Below are 17330 nucleotides of genomic sequence, written 5' to 3' on the forward strand. Positions count from 1 at the left end.
CAAGACGATGAAATTTAATATTGAAGAATTACCTAAAGAAGAAGTACGCACCGTATTATTGAACGTCTATAACACGTTGGAAGAACGCGGATATAGTCCGATTAACCAAATTGTGGGCTACCTATTATCTGGAGACCCAGCCTATATTCCTAGACATAATGATGCACGTAATCAAATTCGCAGATTAGACCGTGACGAAATTATGGAACAACTCGTTTCAAGCTATATCAGTTCAGAGAAGACAGATGAATAAGTCAATTGGATTGGATGTAGGTTCTAAAACCATTGGAGTCGCACTCAGTGATGCAATGGGATGGACTGCTCAAGGTTTAACAACACTCCGTATCGATGAAGCGAATGAAGATTATGGAATTGAAGCACTTAAAGAAATAATAGAAACAAATAATGTAACTACGGCGGTAATCGGACTCCCTAAAAATATGAATAATACGATTGGCCCAAGTGGAGAGGCATCACTGCATTTCAGTGAAATATTAAAGTCAACTTGTCCTGAACTTGATATCATCATGTGGGATGAGCGACTGTCTACAGTTGGGGCTGAGCGTAGTCTGCTTGAAGCCGATGTATCACGTAAGAAACGTAAGCAAGTAATCGACAAGATGGCAGCGGTCTTTATACTGCAAGGTTATCTTAACTCTAAATAGAAAAGGATGATAAACATGACAGAAAATAATGAATTAAATCAAGGAACATTAGATATTAATAACGAGGAAGAGCTATTAACATTATTTGATGAAGCAGGTAATGAAGTACTATATCGCAAATTATTAGAATTCTATCACCCTGAATTTGAGAAGACATACATTATCTTAGCTGAAGAAGGCGCAGATGAGGAAGAAGAGATTGAATTAATTCCTATGATCAATGAACCTAGTGAAGACGGTGAAGGTGGTAAATTACTACCAGTTGAAACAGATGAAGAATGGGACATGATTGAAGAAGTTGTAAATACAAACTTTGACGGAGAATAATAGAAGGAGACTGTGATGACAAACAGGAACAAAGAAATTAGAGATTCAAAGACATTCTCTAAACTTCTTTCTTCTATTATCATTGGTATTATTTTATTAGGTGCTGTTATATTAGGTATTACAGGCTTTATATATTTTAATGCAAGTCAAAAGCCACTGGATCCAGGGAATAAGACAGTAACGAAAGTCGAAGTGCTTCCAGGTGAAACGGCAACGATGATTGGAGAAAAGTTAGAGAAAAAGAAAATCATTAAGAATAGTAAGATGTTCAAATATTATTTAAAGTTTAATAATATTTCTAACTTCCAGGCAGGAAATTATGAATTCTCACCTTCAATGACTTATGATCAAATCGCAAAGAGCTTACAAAAAGGTGAAGTATATCTCCCTGTACTATTCAAGATGAATGTGCCTGAAGGGATAACGATGGATCAAATTGCTGATATCGTATCTAAGAAGACGGATATCTCTAAAGAAGAATTTATGAAGACTGTAAATGATAAAACTTTTGTTAAAAAGATGATGAAGAAGCATCCGAAGTTAATTACAGATGATGTATTATCTAAAGATATCAAGTCCCCACTAGAAGGGTATTTATTCCCAGCAACGTATGATTTTACCGAAGAGAACCCAACCATTGAACAAGTGGTAGATAAGATGCTTACCGCTATGGAACATCATGCATTTCCATTATGGGATAAGTACGGTGGCATTAATATTACTGAAGCAGGCAAAGAGAGAAAGCTTACATTCCATGAGTTTTTAACATTCAGTTCGCTCGTTGAACGTGAAGCAACAGGTCTTACAGATCGTGCTAAAATTGCATCAGTATTTATTAACCGTATGGGTGAGAACCCAGAAATGCCGCTACAAACAGATCCGACTGTTTTATATGCATTAGGTAAGCATAAAGCAGTAACATATGAAGCAGACCTAAAAGTGGATTCGCCATATAATACCTACATTCATCCAGGACTACCACCAGGACCGATTGCAACGAGCGGTACTGCCTCTATGGAAAGTGTACTAAACCCGGCGAAAACGAACTATTTATACTTTTTAGCAGATAAAGACGGGAAAAACTATTTCTCTAAAACATTAGATGAACATTTAGAGAAAAAGGATAAACATATCGATAGTGTACAAAATTAATAATTAAAATCCGGATGGTGACTTTTCGTCATTGACCGGATTTTAATTATATGCATAACGTTTGTTAATGAATTACCTATTACATTTTCTACTGAAATATGATACAATACTTTGAAAATAAATTTTCTACTACCAGCCGTGTGGTTGGTAATTTTTTCGTTAAAGGATTGTTTAGATGATTAAAGAAGCAACATATATCAGTAATTTAAATCCAGTAAATGATATTGATACGTTAATTCAATATGCAATTGATAATGAAGTGCCGATTATGGATAAGGTTTCTGTAGAATTTATTAAACAGTTGATTCGAATTCATAAAGCACAATCTATTCTTGAAATAGGTACAGCGATTGGTTATAGTGCTTTGCATTTTGCTTCTGTAGATGATGCGATTCATGTTACGACGATTGAACGTAATGAAACAATGTATAAAGCAGCGCTGTTAAATTTTGAGTCGTTTAATTCGAAGCAGATTAGACCGATATACAAAGATGCACTTGAAGCATTTCATAATGTAAATGACAGACAGTATGATATATTGTTTATCGATGCGGCAAAAGCGCAGTCAATGAAGTTTTTTGAGCTGTACAGTCCACTCGTAAAAAGAGGAGGATTAATTATTACGGACAACATTTTATATCATGATTTTGTTGGTAATATTGAAATTGTACGCAGTAGAAATGTAAAGCAGATGGTACGTAAAATCGAAAAATATAATGCGTGGTTAAGTAAACACCCGGATTATGATACAAACTTTCTTGATATCGGCGATGGCATGAGCATATCAATTAAGAAATAAAGGAGAACACAATGACAGAATTATTAGTGACACCAAAATCATTATCACATATAGATGCATTAATTGAAGCGGGTGCTGATGCATTTTTAATCGGTGAGTCAAAGTTTGGATTAAGACTTGCCGGTGAATTCAATAGAGAAGAGGTAAGACTTGCTGCTGAGAAGATTCATGCACATGGCAAGAAGGTGTATGTAGCAGTTAATGGATTATTTCATAATGAACATTTGGATGAAGTTGAAGATTATATGAAGTATCTGCATACATTAGATATTGACGCGATTAGTTTCGGTGATCCGGCGATTGTTATGTATGCACGTGAACTTGGAAATACGATTCCTTTACAGTGGAATCAAGAGACGCTCGTAACTAATTATTTTCAGTGCAATTACTGGGGTGAGCGTGGCGCGAATCGTGCGGTGCTAGCGCGCGAACTTTCATTAGAAGAAGTAATGAATATTAAAGCGCATGCGAATGTTGAAGTAGAAGTGCAGGTGCATGGAATGACATGTATGTTCCAGTCAAAACGTAATTTGCTCGGGAACTACTTTATGTATCAGGATAAAGTAATGAAGATTGAGAATAGAGCACAAGCGGACGGCATGCTCTTATATGATGAAGAGCGTAATAATAAATATCCAATCTTTGAAGACAGTAATGGAACACATATTATGAGCCCGAACGATATCTGTGTCATCGAAGAATTAGAAGAGCTGCTTGAAGCAGATATCGATAGCTTTAAGATTGATGGCGTATTGCATAGTGAAGATTATATTACGACAGTAACGAGAGCTTACCGTCAGGCAATCGATCTATTTAACGAAGATCCCGACCTATATGATGATGCCAAGTTTGATTTAATCGATATGATTGAAGAAATCCAGCCTGAACATCGTCCACTTGACCAAGGATTCTTATTTAAACAAACTGTTTACTAATATGGAAATTAAGGAATGATAATATGAAAACTGAAATGGAAATCATCAATCAGCAACCAAAAGTTAAAAAGCCGGAATTGTTAGCGCCTGCTGGAAACCTTGAAAAGTTAAAGATAGCAGTACATTATGGTGCCGACGCTGTCTTCTTAGGTGGACAGGAGTATGGTCTGCGCTCTAATGCTGATAACTTTACAATAGAAGAAATTAAAGAAGGCGTTGAATTTGCCAAACGATATGGTGCAAAAATATATATAACAACAAATATTATTGCTCATGACGAGAACATGCCTGGATTAGAAGAATATTTACAGAAGTTAGAAGGGGCGGGGGCAACAGGTATTATCGTTGCAGATCCGTTAATTATTGAGACGTGTAAGCGCGTCGCACCAAAATTAGAAATCCATTTATCAACACAGCAATCGTTATCGAATGTTAAAGCAGTTGAGTACTGGAAATCTGAAGGGTTAGAGCGTGTTGTATTAGCACGTGAGACTAGCGCAGAAGAAATAAAAGAAATGAAAGAGAAAATAGACATCGAGATTGAAGCGTTTATTCATGGTGCAATGTGTATTGCATATTCTGGACGCTGTACATTAAGTAATCATATGACAGCAAGAGACTCAAATCGTGGTGGCTGTTGTCAGAGCTGTCGCTGGGATTATGATCTTATTACAGTTAATGATGGTGAACTAGATGTAGCTTATGAAGGCGATAATGTAACACCATTTGCAATGAGTCCAAAAGACTTGAAGCTTATTGAAAGCATTCCGAAGATGATTGATATCGGTGTTGACTCGCTAAAAATTGAAGGTCGTATGAAATCAATCCACTATATTGCAACGGTTGTATCCGTTTATCGTAAGGTCATTGATGCTTATGTCAATGACCCGGAAAACTTTAAGATTGATCCAGAATGGTTAGTCGAGCTTGATAAATGTGCGAACCGTGACACAGCATCTGCTTTCTTTGAAGGTGTTCCGGGATTTGAAGAGCAGATGTTTGGACACGAGCAATCTAAGAAAACACCGTATGATTTCTGTGGTTTAGTACTGGATTATGATGAAGCAACTCAAATTGCGACCATTCAGCAACGCAATAACTTTAAACCAGGCCAGGAAATTGAATTTTTTGGACCAGAAATTGAAAACTTCAGACAAGTTGTAACTGAAATTGTCGATGAAGAAGGTAATGTATTAGATGCTGCCCGTCATCCGTTACAAATTGTACAAATTAAAGTAGATCATCCGGTCTATCCAATGAATATGATGAGGAAGGAACTGAACTAATGAGCAAAACGACAATTATCGGCATTGCGGGAGGATCAGGTTCAGGTAAAACTTCCGTGACATCTAAGATATTAAAGAATTTAGAAGGATACAGTGTTGCTCTCATTGAGCAGGATTATTATTATAAAAATCAGGACCATCTCACATTTGAAGAACGTCTAAAAACAAACTATGACCATCCTTTTGCATTTGATAATGAGCTGCTCATTCAAAACTTGAAAGATTTGCGTAATGGTAAAACGGTAGAAGTCCCGACATATGATTATTCAAATCATACAAGAAGTGAGAAAACGATTACATTTGAACCAAAAGATGTTATTATAGTAGAAGGCATTTTTGCACTGGAAAATAGCAATCTTCGTGACCTCATGGATGTTAAGATCTATGTAGATACCGATGCCGATTTAAGAATACTGCGTCGTATCGTCAGAGACATCGAAGAACGCGGACGCACGATGGAATCTGTTATCGATCAGTATTTGACGGTGGTAAGACCGATGCATAATCAGTTTATCGAACCAACCAAGAAATATGCTGATATTATTATTCCTGAAGGTGGAAGCAATTCAGTTGCAATCGATATAATGACAACAAAAATACAATCATTAATTCAAGTTTAGAATTAGGAAAGAAGGATTATTTATGGAAATGCAAAAAGAGTATCCAATGACACAAGAAGGTTTTGACAAATTAGAAGTTGAATTAGAACATTTAAAGACGGTACGTCGTCCTGAGGTTGTAGAAAAAATTAAAGTTGCACGTAGCTTCGGTGATTTATCTGAGAACTCTGAGTATGACGCAGCAAAAGATGAGCAAGGTTTCGTTGAACAGGAAATTACAAAAATCGAAATGATGCTACGTCACGCTGTAATCATTGAAGATGACGGTTCAAAGTCAGAAGTCCAAATCGGTCGTACTGTAACATTCGCAGAAGTACCTGGAAACGAAGAAGAATCATATAAGATTGTCGGTAGCGCAGAAGCCGACCCATTTGAAGGTAAAATCTCTAATGAATCACCAATTGCTAAAGCATTACTTGGAAAAAAAGTTGGTGATGAAGTGAACGTGCCACTTCCGAACGGTAATGAAATGCGAGTAAAAATTGTCGAAATTAGCTAAATAAATGTTGAAAAGGTTGAGCAGGGTGTCCTGCTGAACCTTTTATGTGGAGGAAAATTATGATTGGTATTATTGGTGCGATGGAAGAAGAGGTTGCAATTTTAAAAAGTGAAATCCAAAACTTAACGACTGAGAAAATTGCACATGTTGAAATTTATAGAGGGATACTTTATGGCAAGGACGTTGTTCTGATGCAAAGTGGTATCGGTAAAGTGAATGCATCCATTTGTACAACTTTGCTGATTGCTAATTTTAAACCAGACTATATTATCAATACTGGGAGTGCAGGTGGTTTAGGTTCAGGGCTCAAAGTTGGAGATATATTAGTGAGTACAGACGTTCTGCATCATGATGTAGATGCAACTGCATTTGGGTATGCACAAGGTCAGGTGCCGATGATGCCTGAAACTTATAAAGCAGACGATATGCTAATAGATAAAACTAAAGGTGCGATATCTAAACATAACTATACTGCACAAACAGGTTTAATCGTTTCAGGTGATAGCTTCATCGGCTCAGCTGAAATGAAAGCATCGATATTAGAGAAGTTTCCTCACGCAATGGCTGTTGAGATGGAAGCGGCAGCAGTTGCACAGACGTGTTACCAGTTCAATACACCATTCATCATTACACGTGCTGTAAGTGATTTGGCAAATGGTGAAGCTGAGATGAGTTTTGAGCAATTTTTAAAAGTAGCTTGCGTATCAAGTTCTAACATTGTAAAATCATTATTAGAGACATTATAATAAGCTAGGGGGCTTATATATGATATTTATTATGGCATTAGCAGTAATTGCAACTTCTATTATTGGTTTTGTAATCTATAATGGAACTGAAGTAGATTACGCTCCGAATCAAGAAATCGAATAATTTGTACAGAGCGAATCAATCGTTTGGTTCGCTCTTTTGTTTTACAGAGGGAATAGTGGGTATCATAAATGTAATAAATATAAGAGGTGTATCATGGGAATATTTAAAAAATATTTGTTACCAAGCAAGTATGCAAAGTCAGTATTTGAAATAACGCCGGAAGAATTAAAAGGTAGAGGAGTAAAAGCAATAATCACTGATCTCGATAATACTTTAGTCGGATGGGATGTTGAACTTGCTACGCCTGAAGTGATTGCATGGTTCAATGGTATGCGTGAAGCAGGCATCCAAGTGACGATTGTGTCTAATAACAAACAAGCACGTGTGGCAACGTTTGCAACACCACTTGAAGTTGATTATATCTTTGGAGCGCGTAAACCGATGGGACAGGCATTTAAGAAAGCTGTCAAGGCGATGAATGTGAAACCGGAAGAAACAGTTGTTATCGGTGATCAGATGATGACAGATGTGCTGGCTGCTAACTCAAATGGATTCTACTCTATTATGGTCGTGCCGGTCAAAGCAAATGATGAGTGGAAAACGAGAATGAACCGTATGATGGAGCGTAAGTTTTTAGCATACTTTAAGAAAAAGGGATATATCACGTGGGAGGATTAATTTTATACTGATGATGTAAAAATAATTCTTTACTTTGTAGGATAAATTTTGTATTATTATTTTACAAAGTTGATATATGCGGGTGTAGTTTAGTGGTAAAACCTCAGCCTTCCAAGCTGATGTTGTCGGTTCGATTCCGATCACCCGCTTCTAAATAGGATGGGACGTATGTCTCGTCCTTTTTTATTGTGCCTTGCAATACTAATAACATCATTTATGATAAAATATACAATAGTGAGTTTAATAATGGAGGAATATAATTTGAGTGAACACATGAAATGTATCGGTTGCGGTGCAGAACTTCAGTCAGATGATCAGAATAAGCCTGGATATGTACCTGCTTCAAGTTTGAAGAAAGAAGACGTCATATGCAAACGTTGCTTTAGATTAAAGCATTATAATGAGATTCAGGACGTAAATATGACGAGCGATGACTTTTTAACGATGTTAAATGCATTGAGCGAAAAGCAAGGGATTATTGTTAATGTGATAGATGTGTTTGATTTTCAGGGTTCGTGGATTAACGGCTTAAAACGTATCGTGGGTAATAAGAAGGTCATCATTGCTGCAAACAAAATGGATCTATTACCGAAACTAATCAATAAACGTCGTGTAAAACTATGGATTGAAAAACAGGCGAAAGCACTTGGTATGAATCCGGATGACGTCGTATTAATTTCAGCACAGAAAAATCATGGTATCGTAGAACTACTTGAGTCGATTGAAACTTTAAGAGCAAATCAGGATGTCTATGTGGTAGGGACGACAAACGTGGGTAAATCGACTTTAATTAATAAATTAATTGAGACGAGCGTGGGTGAGAAAGATGTCATTACGACGAGTCACTTCCCGGGTACAACCCTTGATTTAATTGATATTCCGCTTGATGAACATTCATTTCTGTTTGACACACCGGGTATCATCCAGGCACATCAGATGACGCATTACGTTACCGATAAGGAACTGAAAGTAATTATGCCAAAACAAGAGATAAAGCCTCGTAACTTCCAGTTAAATGAAGGACAGACGTTGTTTCTGGGTGGCTTAGTGCGCGTCGATTACGTATCAGGTGGTAGAAGAAGCTTAAATTGTTTCGTAAGCAATTTACTGCACATTCATAGAACAAAGACGGATAATGCGCAGGAACTATGGTATCGTCAGATTGGTGACTTATTGACACCACCTGGAAGTGGCGAATTTGATTTTGATAATGTGAAGCAAGTTCAGTTATCTGTGAAAGAAGAGAAACAAGATATCATTATTTCAGGCCTCGGTTTTATTACGGTGGATAAAGGTGCACAAATCGTCGTGCATGCACCGAAACAAGTGGATGTTTATTTAAGACCGAGCATATTGTAGAGGTGACATTATGAAATTTGCAGTTATAGGGCATCCCATAAAGCATTCATTATCACCACTCATGCATCATGCTAATTTTAATGCGCTGCAGACAGATGATGAATACGCTGCTCTCCATATCGATCCGAAGCACTTTCATCATCTGAGAGATATCATTCACGAGAAGGCCATTGACGGCTTTAATATTACGATTCCATATAAAGTGGATATGTTACAAGTTGTTGATGTTGTAGATATAAAAGCACAGATGATTGGTGCGATTAATACGGTGCACATTGAAGATGGGATATGGTACGGTTATAATACTGATGGTGCAGGATTTAAAGCATCTATTGAGAAGTATACCGGTGGAAAGAATATTGTCGTACTTGGTGCGGGTGGTGCGAGTCGAGCGATATGTTATACATTATTTAAAGATAATAAAGTAACGGTACTGAACAGAAATACGAATCGTGTTGCAGACTGGCCATTTCAAATAGACGCTTATACGTATGAGGAGAGTGACGGAGTCATTCAGCAAGCCGATATTGTTATTAACACGACACCGGTCGGCATGGAGGGATTTATGCCGGATACTTTAATCGATATATCCCAGTTGAAGTCGAGTGCTGTCGTATGCGACATTATATATACACCTGACAAGACACCGATACTGCAAAGTGCAGCACAACGAGGATTATCAGTTATCAACGGCCTTGATATGTTTGTGAATCAAGGTGCGCTGAGTTATGGAATATGGACAGGAAAAAAAGCGAATAAAGCAGCGATGAAACAATCTGTAATCAATTATTTACAAAGGAGCACATTATGTTAACAGGAAAACAAAGAAGATATCTACGCGCACAAGCACACAATTTGGACCCAATTTTTCAAATTGGTAAAGGTGGTATTAGCGATAATTTAATTGAGCAATTAAATGATGTACTGGAAAAACGCGAACTCATAAAAGTCAGTGTGTTGCAGAATAATATGGATGATAAAGAAGAGCTTGCAGAAACAATTGCACGTCGTGTCTACGGGGAGCTTGTACAAGTAATCGGTTCAACAATTATTCTGTATAAACCTTCAGTAAATCACAAAAAAATAGAACTCCCACGCTAATGGAAATCATACTTTACGGAGGCTCGTTCGATCCTATTCATATTGGCCATGCATTTGTTGCAAATGAAGTTTATCAGCAGTTTAGACCAGATAAATTCATCTTTATGCCTGCGGGACAAAGCCCGCATAAAACATCTAGACCGAACGTATCAGATCAACATCGGTTAAATATGATAGAACAGACGATTGATTATTTACAGTTCGGTGAAATTGATACGTTTGAACTAGAGCAGTCAGGAAAGAGCTATACGTATCAAACTGTTTTATATTTGAAGGAAAAGTATAAAAATTGCACGCTGAAAATATTGATTGGATATGATCAGTATGAAGTGATTGATAAATGGTACAATTTAGAAGCGATTGCTTCGCTTGCATCCTTTATCGTTGTGAACAGATCACGTGATGAACTGAATTTAAGAGAGCCTTTTATACCGTTTACCTTACCAAGGATGGATGTGAGTGCGACTGATATCAGAAGGCGTATGCTTAATGGACAGTCAGTGAAATGCTTGCTACTAGATGAAGTAGAAAAGTATATTAGAGAGGAGCACTTGTATGAAGAGAAAAAAAGCGATTAAATTAGCAGAAGAGAAATTACCTAAGAAGCGATTTGAACATTCATTACGTGTTGCAGAAACAGGTGTTAAACTCGCTGAAATGTTCGGTGGTGACAAAAACGTCGTAGAGATTGCCGGGATATTGCACGATTATGCAAAGTACGATGATTTAAGTATACTTTATCAGGCGGTGACACATTATGAACTTGATAATGAACTACTGGCATACAACTCAGAAATATTACATGGTCCTGTCGCAGCTGAAGTTATGAAACATGAACACCATATTGAAGATGAAGAAATATATGATGCAATCTATCATCACACATGCGGTCGTAAACAAATGAGATTAAATGAAAAAATTATATTTGTGAGTGATTATATTGAGCCGGGTAGAACACAGCCTGGTGTTGATGAGATTAGAGATATTGTATATAACGAGCGAAATTTAGACAAAGCGATATATGAAATTTCAAAGCGTACGACACTCTATTTAGTTGAAAATGATAAGACCATATATCCGAAAACGATTGAATGTCTTAATTATTATAATTTACAAAGATAAAGGATGGATTTAATGAATAGTAAAGCATTATTAGAACTTGCATTTAATGCATGTGATAACAAAAGAGCAGAAGATATTATCGGCATTAATGTCGCAGATGTAACAGGTGTCACAGATTATTTCGTAATCTGTGAGGGAAATTCTGATCGACAAGTACAAGCAATTGCACGTGAAGTTAAAGACGAAGCACAAAAGAATGGCATTGAAGTGAATCGTCTGGAAGGATTTAATGAAGCGCGCTGGATACTTGTGGATCTTGGGGATGTTGTAGTACACGTATTTCACCACGAAGAACGTGATTATTATAATTTAGAGAAATTATTCCGAGATCAGGAAATTATTACATACGAATCGGAAATGATGTAATGGAATACGGGCAATTTGCACATATCTATGATCGATTTATGTATGATCAGCCTTATGATACGTGGGCGCAGATTGTTCAGCAATATATCCCGGCAGAAGGATCGATTCTAGATGTTGCGACGGGTACAGGAAAGTTATTGCAGCTCGTCACTGCCAATGAAAAGGTCGGTGTTGATCTAAGTGAGGATATGCTTGCTGTTGCTCAACATAATGTAGGGAATGCACAATTTGTTGCACAGGATATGACTGAACTGAATCTTGCGAGGTCGTTCGATACGATTACGTGTTTATGTGACAGCCTGAACTATCTGCAAGATGAGGATGCTGTAGTGCGAACGTTTCAAAGTGTGTATGCGCATCTGAAACGTGAAGGTACATTTATTTTTGATGTGCATAGTGTTCAGAAATTTGAACACTATTTCAATAATGCAACCTATAGTGACGATTTATCGGATATTGTGTATATATGGCATGCCATTAAAGGCGAAACACCATTTTCTGTCTATCATGATATGACCTTTTTCGTATCAGATGGAACGCGGTATGATAGATTCGATGAATCTCATGAACAACGTACCTTCCCGATTGATTTCTATAAGATGCAGCTCGAACAGGCAGGATTTGATATCGAGAGCGTATTCTTTGATTTTGATGAAGCACAAGTAACAGAAACTGACGATGTAGAACGCGTATTTTTTATCGCAAAAAAACGATTATAGATAAAATAAACTTTAAATTGTTACAAATAAGAGATTTTGTCCACTTCCTGATATAACTATTCAGGAGGTGTTTTTTGCAGAAATTATTAGATTTCGGTGCGCTGCTAGAAAGGTTCAATGTGAATAAGCAGATGATTGGATTAACGATCGTCACCTTTATTGTTGTGATGATTGTATGGATGAAATCGATATCAAGTACAGAAATTCAGGAGGAAGAATTACAACAACCGGCTGAAACTTCTGAGGTGGACATAAAGAAGGAGGAAGCGACTGAAGAAAGTGCAGCACAGAATATTAAAGTTGATGTGAAAGGTGCTGTCAAGTATAGCGGTGTCTATGATGCCCATCAAGGTGAGCGTGTACATGATGTGTTAAAACATGCTGAAGTACTGCCGAATGCTGATCTGGATGCAGTGAACTTATCTCAGGAAGTACGCGATGCTCTTGTGATCTATATTCCGTTTAAAGGTGAGGTGAAGACAGACAAATACACGCTCTATCAAAATGCCGGTGGGTATGAAGGTAATTCAGGAAGCAACGTACAGAAAAAGATAAACATTAATCAGGCAGAACAGTCTGAGCTTGAAGAAATACCTGGAATCGGTCCGAAGAAAGCACAGGATATTATCAAATACAGAACCGATAATAAAGGGTTTAAAGCTATCGAAGAAATTAAAGAAATACGAGGTGTAGGAGATAAGACATATGAAGGCTTAAAGGACTATATAGAAGTATGATTGATTTAGCGTAAATATCATATTACAATTGTATCAAAATGATTTGGAGTGGATGTTATGGAACGTATACAGTGGAAAGAGTATTTTATGGCGCAAAGTCAGTTGTTGGCATTACGATCAACGTGTACAAGACTCAGTGTCGGTGCGACAATTGTGAAGAATAACCGTATTATCGCAGGAGGGTACAATGGTTCAGTATCAGGTGAAGTGCACTGTATAGATGCAGGATGCTATGTTGAAGGTGGACATTGTATCAGAACGATACATGCCGAGATGAATGCGTTATTACAATGTGCTAAAATGGGTGTAACGACTGAAGGTGCCGATATTTATGTCACACACTTTCCGTGTATTCATTGTACGAAGTCACTCATTCAGGCAGGCATTAAGAAGATTTACTATGCAGAGGATTATAAGAATCATCCTTATGCCGTAGAACTGCTGGATAAGAATCGGATTGACACCGAGAAGATTGACTTTAATCCACAGCATGTCGCCCATTATTTTGAACAAATGTAGAGTGGAGGACATGTGGGCTTAATTGCAGTTCTTGTAGTGATATCTGCAGTGTTGTGTCAGTACGATTACTTAAGTAGCGTTATTTTAATGTTCGTAGTGATAATGGTTATCTATAAGAAACGTTTATCACGCTTTATTTACATTTATGCAGCATTATTTTTATGTACGTACCTTTATTATGAGAGCCATTCATTCAGCCGGAGTGTTACTCAGTTTGATGACCAATCGGATATTAAGATAAATACGACCGGTTATTTTACCACGCAGTTTAAAGTGGATGGCAACTTGATGATGGGTGATATTATAATTGATAATGACACGTATAAGTTCGTTTATAGGATTAAAGAAGAAGCTGAACAATTACGCCTTAAACGTGGAATGCACATCTATCAGCGATGTACATTCAGTAGTGCAGCTGAATCACCGTTGCCAAATACAAACCAGCCGGGGTTTCATTATGATGAATATTTATATTATGGCACCTATAAAGGAATGCTTACAATCGATGATATTGATTTTGCATCATGCAGACAACAAGCATTGACGATATTGGATGGCATACGTCTATATCGCTATCACTTAGGCGAACAGATGGTACATTTAAAGTACGGTGCATATATTACGGCGCTGACAACAGGGGATACTAGATATTTAGATCATAAGACCTTAAATGATTTGAAAACGTTAGGTATCTATCATCTCTATGCGATTAGCGGCAGCCACGTTGCACTGGTTACAGTTCAGCTCTATTATTTGTTTAAACGACTTTATATACCATTACATATAAGCAGATTGATGATATTAATTATTCTGCCGGGCTATGTTATATTGACTGGAGAAGCACCAGCTGTTGTGCGTGCAGCGCTATTTATGGCATTCGTATTAGTAAAGCCAAGATTTATCTCGATGCTCGATGCACTCGCGATTACGTTTATCATAAATTTAATAATGGCACCTTTTGTAATCTTTAACGTTGGATTTCAGCTATCTTATATTATATGCTTTTCATTTATCTTCATATTACAAAGCTATGAATTAACGCCAATCAAACTTTTTTTATTAACCAATTTTATTTCACAAGTTGCAGCGTTACCCATTCTTTTTTATCATTTCAATATCGTTTATTTTATCGGATTGTTGACTAATCTTTTATTTATACCACTTTTCTCTTTCATTATTTTCCCGCTTTGTACTTTCATCTTACTTTGTTTAATGTTGTTTAATTTTACACCGGAGATACTGGACGTTATTACTCACTATGCATTCTTATTGCATGACATATGTGTAGAAATATTTTTATCATTACATGCATTGCCACTTGTTATTAAATCGCAGCATATAATCTATTATGTCATCATGATGGGCGTAATCTATTATCTCTTTCATCAGAAACCCCGCATTCAAGTGATTGCAATATGTCTATGTTCAGTACTTATTCTTATTGGTTGCATACAAAATGAAGACGCACTACATGTTCTGGATGTTGGGCAGGGGGATTGTATTGTTATTGAATATAATGGCAGAGTTGTGATGGTGGATACCGGCGGTAAGTTTGATTTCAATGAAGGATGGGAGAAACGGAAAGACGCACGCCCCATCAGTGAGAAAATAATCATACCATTCCTATATCATAAAGGGATTACACAAATTGATGATTTAATATTGACACATCCGGACTTGGATCATATGGGAGAAGCAGAACAACTTATAAAATTAAAGCTTGTAAAGCGTATCATCATAAATAAGACAGCTGCATCGATACCAAAGTACGCATCACTTCAAACGATCGCTCATCAATACAATGTTCCAATATTCGATGAATCAGAGGTCAAGATAGCTGGGATTGACTTAATTACAGCAAGTGAAGGAGATGATATTAACGACGAAAGTATTGTCACATTTATTCGAGGAGAAAAAGTCAATGCATTGCTGACGGGCGATTTGAGCAAAGCACAGGAAGAAGAGGTGCTGGCTCATATTTCATCAAGAATCGATGTCGTTAAGATTGGCCATCACGGCTCCGATACAAGTACAGGTGACGCGCTGTTAAAGCGTGAATTTAAAACAGCGATGATATCTGCCGGGCGAAACAACAGGTATGGTCATCCGCACGAAGAGACAATCAAACGATTAATCGAGTATAATAAGCAAATTTATAATACGCAGTCAGACGGCAGAATAACAGTAAAGTTAGACCAAAGTGAAATCTCTACGATGCGCAAGGAATTAAAGGATAATAAATAAAAACCCGAGCAATAATAGCACGACAGTGTGCATTATTATTCGGGTTCGTGTGACGTACGAAACGGACACACGGATAAGTACATTATTTTGCAATCAGGTCAAAGATTTGAGCGATGATGTAAATTGTGGCAAATCCACCAAATCCAAATAAGAATGCATAACCAGAGTCTTGTACGTCATTATTTTTTGATTGAACATTTTTTTCGAATTGATTCATAATTTCTCAACCTCCTAATGTATCTATTTAAGTATATGATAACATATAAAAAAAAGCTATAATGAAAAAGAGATTTTTATTTTAAGGAGTAAATGATGCGCTATATTTATTTGATACATGGAAGTACGAAGCCTTTAGTTGAATCAGAAACAGAGCAGCTGGTTACAAAGTTAATCGGTACGAAAGATGAATTTAATTATAGCCAGTACGATATGAAGGAAACCGAAGTTAAACCGATGTTAGAAGATGCGATGACATTTCCATTTCTATCCGATGCGAAAGCAGTTGTCATCAATAATGCATTCGTGTTTACAGGTGAGAAAGTCAAGACGACATTTAAAATCGATATAGATGAGATATTGGCATTTATTGAAGGATTTGAAGGCCCGAACTATGTTATCTTCACCGTCTATTCAGATAAGCTCGATGAACGCAAGAAGCTTGTGAAGAAAATAAAGGCCAATCATGAAGTGAAGAAGATTGAACCGCTTGATGAACAAGAGATTAAAAAAATCATTAAATCAATTTTAAATGAAAACTTCAAGGATATTAAAGAAGATGCACTTAATGAAATGATTCATCTTACCGGAATTGATTATGGAGCAGTCATGAAGGAACTGGATAAGCTGGTGTTATATAGTGGGGATGCACCTATAATAACGAAAAGCGATGTAACACAAGTCGTCAGCAGAAGCCTTGAGCAGAATGTGTTTTTGCTCACAGACTATATAACATCAGGAAAGAAGGCAGAAGCTATTCAATTGTTGAAAGACTTGATACACATGAAAGAAGAACCGATTAAACTGCTCGCGCTTATAACAAGTCAGTATCGATTGTACTATCAGGTGAAGATATTGTCTGAAAAGGGATTTTCTGAGCAGCAGATCGCACGCGAAGTGAAGGTGCATCCGTATCGTGTGAAACTATCGATGCGTAAAGTACGACAAATTCCGTTAAAGCATCTGCTGGATGTTATCGATGCATGTGCTGAAGCAGATTATGAACTGAAGTCATCTTATATGGATAAAGTATTGATACTGGAGTTGTTTATATTGAAGATATAAAAAACCCGGCGATAGTGAAACTGATATGCTCCCTATAAGGTAGACACTTAAAAAGTGAAAATTTTATAGGGAGTTTTTAATTTGAGAAACAAGAAAATTTCATTTGATAAA

Annotated in this window: 23 protein-coding genes and 1 tRNA gene; 23 read left to right on the top strand and 1 reads right to left on the bottom strand. The window is 36.9% G+C overall.

The window, feature by feature from the left end; genetic code table 11:
• Positions 1 to 7: 7 nt before the first annotated feature.
• The 22 genes from CD152_RS03745 (at position 8) to CD152_RS03850 (ending at position 15938) form a co-directional block, all read left to right on the top strand.
• On the top strand, positions 8 to 253 hold the full coding sequence (locus tag CD152_RS03745; RefSeq protein ID WP_012657162.1) for an IreB family regulatory phosphoprotein: 246 nt from the start codon (positions 8 to 10) through the stop codon (positions 251 to 253).
• Positions 246 to 665 (top strand): Holliday junction resolvase RuvX, encoded by a 420-nt coding sequence (ruvX, locus tag CD152_RS03750; RefSeq protein WP_099482912.1) that lies wholly within the window; start codon positions 246 to 248, stop codon positions 663 to 665. Before CD152_RS03745 ends, ruvX begins: the two co-directional genes overlap by 8 nt.
• 15 nt (positions 666 to 680) lie before the next feature.
• Positions 681 to 992, top strand: coding sequence for a DUF1292 domain-containing protein (locus CD152_RS03755; RefSeq protein WP_041636040.1), 312 nt, complete (start codon positions 681 to 683; stop codon positions 990 to 992).
• A gap of 15 nt (positions 993 to 1007) precedes the next feature.
• On the top strand, positions 1008 to 2144 hold the full coding sequence (mltG, locus tag CD152_RS03760; protein ID WP_169926156.1) for an endolytic transglycosylase MltG: 1137 nt from the start codon (positions 1008 to 1010) through the stop codon (positions 2142 to 2144).
• Between the two features lie 175 nt (positions 2145 to 2319).
• Positions 2320 to 2943, top strand: coding sequence for an O-methyltransferase (locus CD152_RS03765; protein ID WP_101140274.1), 624 nt, complete (start codon positions 2320 to 2322; stop codon positions 2941 to 2943).
• 11 nt (positions 2944 to 2954) lie between these two features.
• Positions 2955 to 3878, top strand: a complete 924-nt coding sequence (locus tag CD152_RS03770) for a peptidase U32 family protein (protein ID WP_101140275.1) — start codon at positions 2955 to 2957, stop codon at positions 3876 to 3878.
• 23 nt (positions 3879 to 3901) lie between these two features.
• Positions 3902 to 5164: a peptidase U32 family protein gene (locus CD152_RS03775; protein ID WP_012657156.1), complete on the top strand. Its 1263-nt coding sequence runs from the start codon at positions 3902 to 3904 to the stop codon at positions 5162 to 5164.
• Positions 5164 to 5784, top strand: a complete 621-nt coding sequence (udk, locus tag CD152_RS03780) for a uridine kinase (RefSeq protein ID WP_012657155.1) — start codon at positions 5164 to 5166, stop codon at positions 5782 to 5784. The genes CD152_RS03775 and udk overlap by 1 nt, the downstream gene beginning before the upstream one ends.
• A 22-nt stretch (positions 5785 to 5806) precedes the next feature.
• A complete protein-coding gene (gene greA, locus CD152_RS03785) occupies positions 5807 to 6283 on the top strand; it encodes a transcription elongation factor GreA (protein ID WP_012657154.1) in 477 nt (158 codons plus the stop codon).
• 59 nt (positions 6284 to 6342) lie between these two features.
• Positions 6343 to 7029, top strand: a complete 687-nt coding sequence (gene mtnN / locus CD152_RS03790) for a 5'-methylthioadenosine/S-adenosylhomocysteine nucleosidase (RefSeq protein WP_041636038.1) — start codon at positions 6343 to 6345, stop codon at positions 7027 to 7029.
• Between the two features lie 217 nt (positions 7030 to 7246).
• Entirely contained in the window at positions 7247 to 7771 is a 525-nt protein-coding gene (locus CD152_RS03795) for a YqeG family HAD IIIA-type phosphatase (RefSeq protein WP_086038877.1), read from the top strand.
• 78 nt (positions 7772 to 7849) lie between these two features.
• A tRNA-Gly gene (locus CD152_RS03800) sits at positions 7850 to 7920 on the top strand.
• Positions 7921 to 8032: 112 nt separating this feature from the next.
• The gene (yqeH, locus tag CD152_RS03805) at positions 8033 to 9130 is read left to right on the top strand and encodes a ribosome biogenesis GTPase YqeH (RefSeq protein WP_101140276.1); all 1098 of its coding nucleotides are present in this window, start codon (positions 8033 to 8035) and stop codon (positions 9128 to 9130) included.
• A 10-nt stretch (positions 9131 to 9140) separates the two neighbouring features.
• Positions 9141 to 9944: a shikimate dehydrogenase gene (aroE, locus tag CD152_RS03810; protein WP_103214419.1), complete on the top strand. Its 804-nt coding sequence runs from the start codon at positions 9141 to 9143 to the stop codon at positions 9942 to 9944.
• Complete coding sequence (gene yhbY / locus CD152_RS03815; protein WP_041636036.1) at positions 9938 to 10231, top strand: ribosome assembly RNA-binding protein YhbY; 294 nt, start codon at positions 9938 to 9940, stop codon at positions 10229 to 10231. Before aroE ends, yhbY begins: the two co-directional genes overlap by 7 nt.
• Complete coding sequence (nadD, locus tag CD152_RS03820; protein ID WP_086038876.1) at positions 10231 to 10809, top strand: nicotinate (nicotinamide) nucleotide adenylyltransferase; 579 nt, start codon at positions 10231 to 10233, stop codon at positions 10807 to 10809. Before yhbY ends, nadD begins: the two co-directional genes overlap by 1 nt.
• Complete coding sequence (gene yqeK / locus CD152_RS03825) at positions 10787 to 11353, top strand: bis(5'-nucleosyl)-tetraphosphatase (symmetrical) YqeK (protein ID WP_103214420.1); 567 nt, start codon at positions 10787 to 10789, stop codon at positions 11351 to 11353. The genes nadD and yqeK overlap by 23 nt, the downstream gene beginning before the upstream one ends.
• Before the next feature lie 12 nt (positions 11354 to 11365).
• Positions 11366 to 11719, top strand: coding sequence for a ribosome silencing factor (rsfS, locus tag CD152_RS03830; protein WP_041636034.1), 354 nt, complete (start codon positions 11366 to 11368; stop codon positions 11717 to 11719).
• Positions 11719 to 12438, top strand: a complete 720-nt coding sequence (locus CD152_RS03835; protein WP_101140279.1) for a class I SAM-dependent DNA methyltransferase — start codon at positions 11719 to 11721, stop codon at positions 12436 to 12438. Before rsfS ends, CD152_RS03835 begins: the two co-directional genes overlap by 1 nt.
• Positions 12439 to 12512: 74 nt before the next feature.
• The gene (locus CD152_RS03840; RefSeq protein ID WP_103214421.1) at positions 12513 to 13175 is read left to right on the top strand and encodes a helix-hairpin-helix domain-containing protein; all 663 of its coding nucleotides are present in this window, start codon (positions 12513 to 12515) and stop codon (positions 13173 to 13175) included.
• Between the two features lie 57 nt (positions 13176 to 13232).
• A complete protein-coding gene (locus CD152_RS03845) occupies positions 13233 to 13694 on the top strand; it encodes a ComE operon protein 2 (RefSeq protein ID WP_099482926.1) in 462 nt (153 codons plus the stop codon).
• Positions 13695 to 13706: 12 nt separating this feature from the next.
• The gene (locus tag CD152_RS03850; RefSeq protein ID WP_103214422.1) at positions 13707 to 15938 is read left to right on the top strand and encodes a DNA internalization-related competence protein ComEC/Rec2; all 2232 of its coding nucleotides are present in this window, start codon (positions 13707 to 13709) and stop codon (positions 15936 to 15938) included.
• A gap of 82 nt (positions 15939 to 16020) precedes the next feature.
• Here CD152_RS03850 and CD152_RS03855 read toward each other — a convergent pair whose 3' ends face one another.
• A complete protein-coding gene (locus CD152_RS03855) occupies positions 16021 to 16155 on the bottom strand; it encodes a YqzM family protein (protein ID WP_083754277.1) in 135 nt (44 codons plus the stop codon).
• A 92-nt stretch (positions 16156 to 16247) separates the two neighbouring features.
• Here CD152_RS03855 and holA point away from each other — a divergent pair, with 92 nt between their 5' ends.
• Entirely contained in the window at positions 16248 to 17219 is a 972-nt protein-coding gene (holA, locus tag CD152_RS03860; RefSeq protein WP_103214423.1) for a DNA polymerase III subunit delta, read from the top strand.
• The last annotated feature ends 111 nt before the right edge of the window (positions 17220 to 17330 follow it).

The sequence above is a fragment of the Macrococcoides caseolyticum genome, assembly GCF_002902665.1.
Taxonomy (GTDB): Bacteria; Bacillota; Bacilli; order Staphylococcales; family Staphylococcaceae; genus Macrococcoides; species Macrococcoides caseolyticum.

Coding starts and splice junctions, on each gene's coding strand:
- CD152_RS03755 (WP_041636040.1), top strand. CDS start 681: ATGACAGAAAATAATGAATTAAATCAAGGAACATTAGATATTAATAAC.
- mltG (WP_169926156.1), top strand. CDS start 1,008: ATGACAAACAGGAACAAAGAAATTAGAGATTCAAAGACATTCTCTAAA.
- CD152_RS03795 (WP_086038877.1), top strand. CDS start 7,247: ATGGGAATATTTAAAAAATATTTGTTACCAAGCAAGTATGCAAAGTCA.
- rsfS (WP_041636034.1), top strand. CDS start 11,366: ATGAATAGTAAAGCATTATTAGAACTTGCATTTAATGCATGTGATAAC.
- CD152_RS03855 (WP_083754277.1), bottom strand. CDS start 16,155: ATGAATCAATTCGAAAAAAATGTTCAATCAAAAAATAATGACGTACAA.
- yqeK (WP_103214420.1), top strand. CDS start 10,787: ATGAAGAGAAAAAAAGCGATTAAATTAGCAGAAGAGAAATTACCTAAG.
- CD152_RS03845 (WP_099482926.1), top strand. CDS start 13,233: ATGGAACGTATACAGTGGAAAGAGTATTTTATGGCGCAAAGTCAGTTG.
- mtnN (WP_041636038.1), top strand. CDS start 6,343: ATGATTGGTATTATTGGTGCGATGGAAGAAGAGGTTGCAATTTTAAAA.
- holA (WP_103214423.1), top strand. CDS start 16,248: ATGATGCGCTATATTTATTTGATACATGGAAGTACGAAGCCTTTAGTT.
- CD152_RS03770 (WP_101140275.1), top strand. CDS start 2,955: ATGACAGAATTATTAGTGACACCAAAATCATTATCACATATAGATGCA.
- ruvX (WP_099482912.1), top strand. CDS start 246: ATGAATAAGTCAATTGGATTGGATGTAGGTTCTAAAACCATTGGAGTC.
- nadD (WP_086038876.1), top strand. CDS start 10,231: ATGGAAATCATACTTTACGGAGGCTCGTTCGATCCTATTCATATTGGC.
- udk (WP_012657155.1), top strand. CDS start 5,164: ATGAGCAAAACGACAATTATCGGCATTGCGGGAGGATCAGGTTCAGGT.
- yhbY (WP_041636036.1), top strand. CDS start 9,938: ATGTTAACAGGAAAACAAAGAAGATATCTACGCGCACAAGCACACAAT.
- aroE (WP_103214419.1), top strand. CDS start 9,141: ATGAAATTTGCAGTTATAGGGCATCCCATAAAGCATTCATTATCACCA.
- CD152_RS03775 (WP_012657156.1), top strand. CDS start 3,902: ATGAAAACTGAAATGGAAATCATCAATCAGCAACCAAAAGTTAAAAAG.
- greA (WP_012657154.1), top strand. CDS start 5,807: ATGGAAATGCAAAAAGAGTATCCAATGACACAAGAAGGTTTTGACAAA.
- CD152_RS03765 (WP_101140274.1), top strand. CDS start 2,320: ATGATTAAAGAAGCAACATATATCAGTAATTTAAATCCAGTAAATGAT.
- CD152_RS03745 (WP_012657162.1), top strand. CDS start 8: ATGAAATTTAATATTGAAGAATTACCTAAAGAAGAAGTACGCACCGTA.
- CD152_RS03835 (WP_101140279.1), top strand. CDS start 11,719: ATGGAATACGGGCAATTTGCACATATCTATGATCGATTTATGTATGAT.